Annotated in this window: 11 protein-coding genes; 3 read left to right on the forward strand and 8 right to left on the reverse strand. The window is 70.5% G+C overall.

The genetic code is table 11. The features are described from left to right. Nucleotides 1–17: 17 nt before the first annotated feature. From H504_RS0131000 to H504_RS0131035, 8 genes are all read right to left on the reverse strand, one after another. A complete protein-coding gene (locus H504_RS0131000; RefSeq protein ID WP_157440735.1) occupies nt 18–491 on the reverse strand; it encodes a ricin-type beta-trefoil lectin domain protein in 474 nt (157 codons plus the stop codon). 201 nt (nt 492–692) lie between these two features. Continuing rightward, nucleotides 693–914 (reverse strand): phosphopantetheine-binding protein, encoded by a 222-nt coding sequence (locus H504_RS0131005; RefSeq protein ID WP_026425975.1) that lies wholly within the window; start codon nt 912–914, stop codon nt 693–695. Then, entirely contained in the window at nt 911–1,534 is a 624-nt protein-coding gene (locus H504_RS0131010; RefSeq protein WP_026425976.1) for an isochorismatase family protein, read from the reverse strand. The genes H504_RS0131005 and H504_RS0131010 overlap by 4 nt, the downstream gene beginning before the upstream one ends. A gap of 4 nt (nt 1,535–1,538) precedes the next feature. Continuing rightward, nucleotides 1,539–3,128, reverse strand: coding sequence for a (2,3-dihydroxybenzoyl)adenylate synthase (locus tag H504_RS0131015; RefSeq protein WP_026425977.1), 1,590 nt, complete (start codon nt 3,126–3,128; stop codon nt 1,539–1,541). Next, on the reverse strand, nt 3,125–4,246 hold the full coding sequence (locus H504_RS0131020) for an isochorismate synthase (RefSeq protein WP_026425978.1): 1,122 nt from the start codon (nt 4,244–4,246) through the stop codon (nt 3,125–3,127). The genes H504_RS0131015 and H504_RS0131020 overlap by 4 nt, the downstream gene beginning before the upstream one ends. A gap of 53 nt (nt 4,247–4,299) precedes the next feature. Further along, complete coding sequence (locus H504_RS0131025; RefSeq protein ID WP_026425979.1) at nt 4,300–5,076, reverse strand: 2,3-dihydro-2,3-dihydroxybenzoate dehydrogenase; 777 nt, start codon at nt 5,074–5,076, stop codon at nt 4,300–4,302. Between the two features lie 99 nt (nt 5,077–5,175). Then, nucleotides 5,176–5,979, reverse strand: a complete 804-nt coding sequence (locus H504_RS37910; RefSeq protein WP_035307040.1) for an ABC transporter ATP-binding protein — start codon at nt 5,977–5,979, stop codon at nt 5,176–5,178. Then, nucleotides 5,976–6,779 carry a siderophore-interacting protein gene (locus tag H504_RS0131035; protein WP_026425980.1) on the reverse strand — a complete coding sequence of 268 codons (804 nt, stop codon included), beginning with the start codon at nt 6,777–6,779 and terminating at the stop codon, nt 5,976–5,978. The genes H504_RS37910 and H504_RS0131035 overlap by 4 nt, the downstream gene beginning before the upstream one ends. 116 nt (nt 6,780–6,895) lie before the next feature. Here H504_RS0131035 and H504_RS0131040 point away from each other — a divergent pair, with 116 nt between their 5' ends. The 3 genes from H504_RS0131040 (at nt 6,896) to H504_RS0131050 (ending at nt 8,839) form a co-directional block, all read left to right on the forward strand. Continuing rightward, nucleotides 6,896–7,876, forward strand: coding sequence for an ABC transporter substrate-binding protein (locus tag H504_RS0131040; RefSeq protein ID WP_026425981.1), 981 nt, complete (start codon nt 6,896–6,898; stop codon nt 7,874–7,876). 103 nt (nt 7,877–7,979) lie between these two features. Further along, nucleotides 7,980–8,447 carry a MarR family winged helix-turn-helix transcriptional regulator gene (locus H504_RS0131045; protein WP_026425982.1) on the forward strand — a complete coding sequence of 156 codons (468 nt, stop codon included), beginning with the start codon at nt 7,980–7,982 and terminating at the stop codon, nt 8,445–8,447. After that, nucleotides 8,444–8,839, forward strand: a complete 396-nt coding sequence (locus H504_RS0131050) for a DUF5313 family protein (RefSeq protein ID WP_026425983.1) — start codon at nt 8,444–8,446, stop codon at nt 8,837–8,839. Before H504_RS0131045 ends, H504_RS0131050 begins: the two co-directional genes overlap by 4 nt. Nucleotides 8,840–8,863 lie beyond the last annotated feature (24 nt).

The following is an 8,863-nucleotide window of genomic DNA, read 5'->3' on the forward strand; positions in this document are numbered from 1 at the left end:
GTGCCGACCCCGATGAATCACCCCTGCGGGGTCACCGCCTGCGGCAGCCGCCACCGCTCCCCCACCACCGACCCGTCACACGGCTGCAGGCCGACGTAGTCGCTGCCGTCGGCCTGCCACAGGCACCAGGTGAGGTCCCCGTCGTCCTTGGCCGACTGGATCCAGTAGGACCCGTCCTGCGCCACCAACCGCCACGCCTGCATCGTCTCCAACTCGTCGCACGGGGTGCTGACGACCTCCACCTCGTCGTAGGCCAGGCACAGGTCGGCCCCCGCCGCCGTGATCGCCAGCCGCAGGTCCGACGTCTGGGTCAGGTGCCAGCTCTGCTCGACGACGGCACCGCAGGTCGCCCCGTGCACCGCCCCGGACACCTCCCGCTGCACGCACTTCCCCGACCCGACCGACGCCAGCGCCACCTCCCCCTCAGCAGGCGCCGCGACCGCGACCCCCGGCACCAACACAAGCGCGGCGGCCAGCACAAGAGCACGCATGATGTCTCCTCAACGACGACAACCGGTCCACTCCGGACACTGCCGCCCGCACCGACCCGACACTCCCCCGAGCCCGCACTTCCCACCCGATCGTGCGGCCCGGATCAGCCGGTGGGCGACTGTTCGGCGACCCCAGCACAATCAGCTACCAGCCGACCCGCGACCTGGAACCAGACGGCATACAACCAGCCGACAACGGCCCTAGCGGTCCGGTGCCACGATGGCCGACCAGGCGGCGATGGTCGGGGTCTCGGCGAGGTCGGCGAAGGTCAGGTCGAAGCCTGCCGCACGCCAGGTCTCCAGCAGGCTCATCACCCGGATGGAGTCGAGGCCGTGGTCGAGCAGGTTGTCCTCAATGGACAGATCGGCCTGCGGGACCTCCAGCAGGGCGGCGATCTGGGCGCGGATGTCGTCGGGGGTCATGCGGGGTCCAAGAGGGTGAGGAGGCGGTCGGTGGTGAGGGTCGTGGCGCAGCGGCCTGCGGCGTAGCGCAGGGCCATGGCGTGGTCCTCGGGGGTGAAGTCGGCGACCGCGTCGGCGACGAAGAACGCCTGGATGTCGCGCGTGAAGGCGTCGGCGGCGGTCATCAGGCAGCCGATGTGCGCGTAGACGCCGGTGATGATGAGCTGGTCGCGGGCGGTCATCAGCGATTCGAGGTCGGTGCGGTGGAAGGCGTTGTAGCGCCACTTGGTCATCAGGACGTCGGGTGCCAGCGGGGCCAGCGCGGGGGTGATCTCGGCGTCGGCCGGGGAGGCGATGCCGCCGCCCCACATGTCGAGCTGCAGGCCGCGCTCGGACGGGGATTGCGCGCCGGGTTGGGCGGAGAACACGACCGGGATGCCCAGGCGGCGGCAGAGATCGCGCAGGCGCTGGATGTTGCCGACGAGGTCGGCGACGGGCTGGGACCCGGTGAACGCGCGCAGGAAGTGGGTCTGCATGTCGTGGACGAGCAGCACGGCCCGCGCGGGGTCCGGGGTCCACTCGACCCGGTTCGCCGGCAGCGTGGTCGGCATGGGGTAGGGGGCGATGGCGGGTAAGGCCATGGGGTCACGCTTTCCGGAGTCGTGCGGTCAGGGTGGCGCGCAGGTCGCGGCGGCTGGTCTTGCCGACCCCGGTGTGCGGGAACTCGTCCACGAACACGACCCGGTCGGGGATCTTGTACGCCGCCAGGCCGCGTTCGCGCAGGAACCCGCGCAGGGCGGGAGCGGTCACGGGGGTGGTGGCGATGACGAAGGCGCAGGTCCGCTCGCCGAGGAACGCGTCCGGCGCGGCGACGACGGCGGCGTCGTGCACGGCGGGGTGGGCGAGCAGGTGGTTCTCCACCTCCTCGGCGGCGACCTTCTCACCGCCCCGGTTGATCTGGTCCTTCGCCCGGCCCTCGACCACCACATGGCCCGACGGCAGCACGCGGACGAGGTCGCCGGTCCGGTAGTAGCCGTCCGGGGTGAACGCGACCTCGTTGTGGTCGTCGGCGCGGTAGTAGCCGCGGATCGTGTACGGACCGCGGGTCAGCAGTTCGCCCACCTCGCCCTCGGCGACGGGCTTGCCCTCGGCATCGACGACGAGCAGTTCGTCGTCGGGGGAAATGGGGCGGCCCTGGGAGATGGCGACGAGGTCGTCCGGGTCGCAGGCGCGGGTGTAGTTGACCAGGCCCTCGGCCATGCCGAACACCTGCTGCACCGCGCAGCCGAGCTCGGGGCGCACCCGCCGGGCGGCCTCAGCGGCGAACTTGGCGCCCCCGACCTGCAGTACGTCCAAACTGGACAGATCCTCGGGCCGCCTGGCCGCCGAGTCCAGCCACAGCAACGCGAGTGGCGGGACGACCCCGGTGATGGTGACCCGCTCCTGCTCGATCAGTCCGAACGCGACATCCGGGCTGGGGGCCGACGCCATGACGATCCGGGACCCGGCGTGCAACGCGCCCAGCACCCCCGGCGAGCTCATCGGGAAGTTGTGCGCGACCGGCAGGGCGGCCAGGTAGACCGAGTCCGGGGTCAGGCCGCAGATGTCGGCGCTCTCCCGGACGCTGTAGAGGTAGTCGTCGTGGGTACGCGGGATCAGTTTGGGCACACCCGTGCTCCCGCCGGACAACTGCAGGAACGCCACCGACGACGGGTCGACCTCGGGCAGTTCACCTGATGCCGCGGGGACGTCGGCCAGCGCGGTGTGCCGTCCCGGGTCGCCGAGGACGAACACCGACGGGACGTCGAGCTGATCGGCCAGGGTCCGGTAGTCGAACCCGCCGAACCGGTCGGCGATCACATAGGCCTTGGCGTCGGTGTGCGAACAGAAGTACGAGATCTCGTTGAGCCGGTGCGGCGGTAGCGCGAAGACCGGTAGCGCCCCGGCTCTGAAGAGTCCGAACACGATGGTCAGGAACTCCGCGACGTTCGGCAGTTGCACGACGACCCGGTCGCCGGGCGAGATCCCCCGCGCGACGAAGCCGTGCGCCATCCGGGTCGCCCGTGCGTCCAACTCCCGGTATGTCCACCGGTTCTCGTCGTCGACCACGGCGATCCGGTCGGCGAACCTCGCGGCGCGGTCGGCCAGGAAGGCACCGAACGTCTCACCGGTCCAGTACCCGGCGTCCCGGTAGCGCTGGGCGAACTCGGGCGGGTACGGCACCCAGTCGCTCACGCCGACTCCTCCACGCCCAACGCGCCGAGGAAGGTGCGCAGCTTGGCCCCGGTCTCGGCCAGTTCCTCCTCCGGGTCCGACCCCGGCACCAGGCCCGCGCCCGCGAACAGCCGCAGCGTGGTGCCGCGCACCTCACCGCAGCGGATAGTGACGATCCACTCGCCGTCGCCGCGCGCGTCCGACCAGCCGACCATCCCGGTGTAGAAACCGCGGTCGAAGGGTTCCAGCTCGCGGATCACCTTGCGCGCCAACGCCGTTGGCGTCCCACACACAGCCGGGGTGGGGTGCAGCGCGCTCGCCAACTCGAGAACGGGCGTGTCGGGATCGGCGAGCACACCGGACACCCTGGTCGACAGGTGCCACATCGACCGGGTGGGCAACAGTTCCGGGTTCGCGGGCACGGTCAACTCGCGACAGTACGGCGCCAACGCGTCGGCGACAGCGGTCACCACGACCGCGTGCTCGCGGCGGTCTTTGCCGGAGCACAACAGTTCGGTCGCGTTCCGACCGTCCACAACGGGATCGTCCGACCTGGGACGCGATCCGGCGAGCGGATTGGACAGTACGGCCGTGCCCGCGCGGCGGATCAGCAGTTCCGGGCTCGTCCCCAGCAAGGTCCGGTCTCCGAGATCCGCGGCGAAGGTGTGGCCGCGAGGATCGCGGGCAGCCAAGGCGACAACCAGGTCCAGGATGTCGACCGGTTCCGCGGCGACGAGGTCGAGCCTGCGCGCGAGGACCACCTTGCGCAGTTCGCCGGAATCCATGAGTTCGAGCGCGCGCCGCACACCGCCGCGGTACGCCTCGACGTCGGTGTGCTGGGCCAGCCACCGCGCGGACATCTTCGGACGGGGCCTGGGCACAGCCGCAAGCGCGCCGGCGCGATGCACGGTATGCGGGATGACGAGTCTGCTGGGCGCGCTCGGGTCGAACGGCACCGCGCCGACGACGATCTCGCCCTTGTCGAGCATCCCGGCGGCCTCGGTCGGTGAGCTCAGCACCGCCCGCTGCCCCTCGGCGAGCAGGACCCCGGCCCGCGAGGTGAACAGGAACGAACCCTCGCGGTAGGCGGCCGGTAAGTCGGTGGCGGGCGCTTCGGGAAGGGTTCCCAGGACTGACACAGACTGCTCCGTTCCGGGTCGGGGGTCCACTCGCTACTCGTCCACAGTGGACGTCAGCCGACCAGCGTCGCGCCGCCGTCAACATACAAGTTTTGCATGGTTATGTGTTTTGCCTTGTCGGAGGCCAGGAACAGGACGGCGTCGGCGACGTCGGCCGCGTCGGCGATGCGGCCGAGCGGGATGCCGACCCGGTAGTTCTCCGGGGAACCCTCGATGACCCGACGAGCGCCCCCACCGGTCCACAACGCGCGCTGCATGGGGGTGTCGGTGGAGCCGGGCGAGACGACGTTGCACCGGATACCGTGACCGGCCAGTTCCAGGCCGAGGCAGCGGGTGAACATGGTGGCGGCGGCCTTGGACGCGGCGTAGGCGGCCATCTCGGTGCGCGGCACGCCCGCCGCGTTGGAGCCGACGGTGATGATCACGCCGGTGCCGCGCGGGACCATCCGGCGGGCCACGGCGCGGGAGGTGAAGTAGACGCCGTCCGAGTTCACCGCGAAGGTGCCCAGCCAGTCCTCGTCGGTGGACTTGACCACCGAACCGGGACGCAGCACGCCTGCGACGTTGGCGAGGAAGTCGATCGGACCCAGGTCGTCCTCGACCCGGGCGACCACCCGATCCACGGCATCGGCGTAGCTGACGTCGGCGGTGTACGGGCGCACCCGGCGGCCCTGGGCGCGGTGTTCGGCGGCGACGGCCTCCACCCGGACCCGGTCGAGGTCGACCGCGGCGACGACGGCACCCTCGGCGGCGAACGCGGCGGCCACGGCGGCCCCGATGCCCTGCCCGGCCCCGGTCACGACCGCGATCCTGCCTGCGAAACCGGACATCGGGCTCCCCTGGGTGCTGAGACGGGCGGTGGCGCGTCTTTTAGGTTAGCCTAACTTAATCTTTTCGGGCAGGGGTCGGCCGGGGGTGTGGCGTCAGTCCTACGTGGATACCCGCGCCGAGGTCCTGGCCAGCGGGACGATCAGCGGGGTGCCGGTCTCCGGGTCGTCGACCACCCGGCAGCGCAGGCCGAAGACGTCTTCCACCAGGTCAGCGGTGACGATGTCGATCGGGTGGCCCTCGGCGGCGACCACTCCCCCGGGCCGCAGCGCGATCATGTGGCTGGCGTAGCGGCAGGCCTGGTTGAGGTCGTGCAGCACCGCGACCAGCGTGTACCCGTCGCGTTCGTGCAGCTCGGCGCACAGGTCGAGCACCTCGACCTGGTGCGCGATGTCGAGGAACGTGGTCGGCTCGTCCAGCAGCAGCAGCGAGGTGCGCTGGGCGAGGACCATGGCCAGCCAGACCCGTTGGCGCTGACCGCCGGACAGTTCGTCGACCAGCCGCCCGGCCAGTTCGGCGACCCCGGTGCGGGCCATGACCTCGTTGACGACCTTCTCGTCGTCGACCGACCATTGCCGTAAGAGGCCCTGATGGGGGTACCGGCCACGGGCGACCAAGTCGCCGACGGTGATCCCACTCGGCGCGATCGAGGTTTGCGGTAAGAGGCCGAGCCTGCGGGCCACTTCTTTGGACCGGTAAGAGGCGATGACCTCCCCGTCCAGGTACACCGCGCCCCTACTCGGTTTCAGCACACGCGCGAACGCCTTGAGCAGCGTGGACTTGCCGCACGCGTTAGGGCCGACGATGACGGTGAAAGACCCGTCGGGGATGGTCACGCCGAGTTCGCTCGCCACGACGCGCTTGTCGTAGGCGAGGGTCAGGTCGTCCGCACGCAACCGGCTCACAGGCCCACCTCCGCGTAGATGTCGTCCACCGCGTCGAAGTACTGCTCGTCGTCCTCGATGGCGTCGGCGGCCGCGAGTTTCGGGTCGACGATTCCGGCGACCTCCTGGTACCGCCGCTCCCAGCGCTCGGCGCCGAGTCGCCAGTAGCCAACGGTGTCGTAGCGATCGGCGGTCAGGCCGAAGGTGTGTCGGAAGCGCCTGCGGATGTCCCGCGTGGCCGCCGCCTCACCCGCGACCCAGGTGTACCCAGGGCCCTCGGGGAGATCGCGATCGCAGGCGATCCGGCGCAGCGCGTCGCCCGCGTCACCGGATCGGGCATAGACCCATTCGATGTCCACGTCACCCTGGGTGTCGAAGGTCTGCCGCTCGTTCGGGTTGTCCACCACGACGACGACGAGCGCGCGGGCGCCTGCCGGTAGTTCCTCGACGGCCCGACCGATCGCGGGCAGCGCGGTCGCGTCGCCGATCAGCCGCCGCCACGGGACGTCCGGCGCCGGGTGGTACTTGCCCGCCGGAGCGCCGCTGATCGTGATCTCCGCGCCCGGTTCGACCGCGGCGGCCCAGGCCGAGGCCACACCGCCGTCATGCAGGACGAAGTCGATGTCGATCTCTTCAGCGGCTGGATCACGACGGCGGATCGTGTAATTTCGGGTGATCTCCCCGGGGAACACGACCCGGCACGACTCGTCCGGCAGGCCGCTGCCCGAGTAGTCGCGCAGGGATTCACCGCCGAGGGTGATCCGGCGCATGAGCGGGGTCACCGCGACGGTCCGGCGCACCGCGGCGCGGTAAGCGGTCATGGTCTCCCGGTCTCTCCTGTGACTGTGGACGCGTTGTCAAAATAGGATAGCCTCACCTAACCTCCGGGTCAGGGCCGCCCGTTCGGGCGAAGCGACAGTTCACTTGGAGTAGCCACATGAGAGCGACAGCCCACCCCGTCCGGCGCCTGGTCGCGCTGGGCGCGGCGGCACTGCTGACCCTGGGGGCCGCGGCCTGCGGTTCGGCCGACCCGGGCACCGGCGGGACGGGGGCGGCTGGGCAGTCCAGCGCGGCCGCCGCCCCGGCGAAGCGCACGGTGCAGACCGCCAAGGGTCCGGTGCAGGTGCCCGGCGACCCGAAGAAGATCGTCGCGATCGACTTCCAGATCCCGTACATCCTGCTCGACCTCAAGGCGAACCTGGCGGGCGCGATCGACCTGACCGGGGCCAAGGACGGCGAGCCGTTCACCAAGCTGACCATCATCGGCAGCGACACCGGCGAGCTGAACTACGACAAGATCGCCGCACTGGACCCGGACCTGATCCTCGCGGGCGACTACCAGGAGCCCGAGTACGACAAGCTCAAGGACCGCTACCCGACCGTGCTGATCCCCGCCGCAGGCGACCAGCCGGGGTGGAAGCCGCAGGTCAAGGCGGTCGCCGAGGCGATCGGCAAGAGCGGTGACGTCACCGAGCTGGAGAAGAAGTACCAGGCGCGGGTCGGCGAGATCAAGGACAAGCACAAGGACAAGATCACCGCCAAGAAGTGGGCCACGCTGGGCACCTACGACGGGTCCGGCTGGTACCTCTACGACAAGGTCGGCGGCCCGTCCACCGCGCTGGCCGACCTGGGCATCCCGCTCGACGAGGCGACCACCAAGGTCGCCGACGGCAACGTCGCGCAGTACTCGATCGAGCAGCTCAACCAGCTCAACGGCGCCGACGTGCTGCTGTTCGACGACCTCGGCCCGCCGGTCACCGCCCCCGGCGCGGGCGCCAAGCTGAAGGCGAACCCGCTGTTCACCTCGATCTCCGCGGTCAAGGCGGGCACTGTGTTCGACGGTGAGTACAACATCATCGACTACGGCGACGCGATGCGCGTGCTCGACGAGATCGACGGCGTGCTCGGCAAGATCTGATCCCATCCCGCGACGGGGGCTGTCCATTGTGGACGGCCCCCGTTCCGCTGTGCCCGGGATCGCACTACCGCTCGGCGGAGTTCGCGCCTAACATGGGGTCCTAATGATTGGCACACCAAGCAATCCAGAGGACCCCTTGGCGTTAGAGCGCCAGGTCTGCTTCGCGCTGTCCATCGCCTCGCGCAGCGTCATCGGCCTCTACCGGCCACTGCTCGAACCGATGGGCCTCACGCACCCGCAGTACCTGGTGATGCTCGCGCTGTGGGGACGCACCCCGCTGTCGGTCAAGGAGCTGAGCGGCATGCTCGCGCTCGACCCCGGCACGCTGTCCCCGCTGCTCAAACGCCTGGAGGCGATCGGCTACCTCCGCCGTGACCGCGCCGTGACCGACGAACGTCAACTCGCGGTCACCCTCACCCCAGAGGGCACCGCGCTGCGCGACCAGGCCATCGCCATCCCCACCGCCGTGTTCGAGCGGCTCGGCATGGGCGTGGCGGAACTGGTCGCCCTGCACGAGTCCCTCGGCCGCGTCATCGCCGCCGCGGCCGAGTCGTCGAAAGGACGCCCATGACCACCCCCGGCCTCCCCCGCCGCGCCTGGTACCTCCTCGGCGGCCGCCTCCCCCACCGCTACCGCGACTGGGTACTGGCCGACGCCGCCCGCCCGTCCTGGCTGGCCTGGTTCGCCCTGCGCACACTGCTCCGAATGGGGCCGCTGACCCTGGTCATCACCCTCGGCCTGCTGTTCGGCCTGGACGCCCCGGTCGGCCTCGCGCTCGCCTGCGGCGCCCTCGGCCTGGTGGTCGGCGTGTACTTCATGCTCTCGTACGCCATCGAAAGCACCGAATACCGCATGACCCGCTACGGCTTCCCCCATGGCGCCGCCGGTGAGGCCCGCCGAGCACGCACAGCCGAGCGCGACCGTGCCCGCGAGGAGCGCTATTCGGCCGCGTGGCGCCAGTAACCTCACGAACCTTGATGACTGTCC

It is taken from the genome of Actinokineospora inagensis DSM 44258 (assembly GCF_000482865.1).
Lineage (GTDB): Bacteria > Actinomycetota > Actinomycetes > Mycobacteriales > Pseudonocardiaceae > Actinokineospora > Actinokineospora inagensis.